The organism is Oleiphilus sp. HI0128, from assembly GCF_001635365.1.
This window is the reverse complement of the sequence record NZ_LWGG01001091.1, coordinates 1-874: the sequence shown is the minus strand read 5'-3', so window position 1 is coordinate 874 and position 874 is coordinate 1. Positions and strand designations below refer to the sequence as shown.

The 874-nt window shown below is 42.1% G+C and carries 1 pseudogene; it reads right to left on the bottom strand.

The window, feature by feature from the left end:
- Nucleotides 1-515, bottom strand: a pseudogene (locus tag A3763_RS18565) (hypothetical protein); the annotation flags it as partial.
- Nucleotides 516-874: the final 359 nt, after the last annotated feature.

The window sequence follows — 874 nt, the reverse complement described above, 5'->3', positions numbered from 1 at the left end:
TCGTGAATGTAATGCTGGTCTTGGTCGCGCTGATATAAAACCATAATTGATAAACTTGCAGCAATTACCATTGAGGCAAGTAGAACCTGCCCAAATGAAATATAGATGCTGCTGGTTATTGCAGCACCTATCATGCCTAGGCTTAGCAAGCTAATCATTGATATCAGTGCAATAAAAGTTTTGCAAGTACGTGAGTGTTTGCGGCGAGTTTTGAGAATACGAAGTTTTACTTTGTCGCCAACGTGGAAGTTGCCTGAGGCTAAGTGGTCAATTGCGGTAAAGCGAACCGGGCCTCCTTCATGCGGGTACTCAATGACAGGGTAAAAACCATTTTTAACGTAGGTTTGGCTAGTACTATTGTCGGCATGAGAAGTAAGGCTAGAGAATACTTGATGGATTGACACTACTTTTCCGTATTTAGCGTATGCGCCACGGAGAAAACGTGAATAGTCTCGATATAAAAAGGAACCGGCGACGGCAAGCGTCAAGCTTATTATTAAAGTAAAGGCGTCCATTAAATCCCAATTCTCCTGTACCTGAATCCATTTAGGTGCATGACTACAAAAAAGCGAGTGCCTTGAGACGGTAATAGTGTGTGGCAGGTCTCAAAGTGAGTGCGAATTGTCGCATAGATTTCGAAATCTGCAATGTCTTTTTAGAAATAATCAGGTCTTTTTACAGGAAAATAGCGAATAGGGTGAATTTAAATTCACTTTTATCACTCTCGGTAATATTCTTAGATGAAAAAGTTACCGAGAGCGATGGAAGAAAGAAGAAGCTAAGCGGTACTGCTATCGCTTTTAACGTAGTACTGGCTTAGATTGGTGCTGAGCCATAATTCATGGTCGGCTTCTTTGGCGGGTCAGCTCGTACG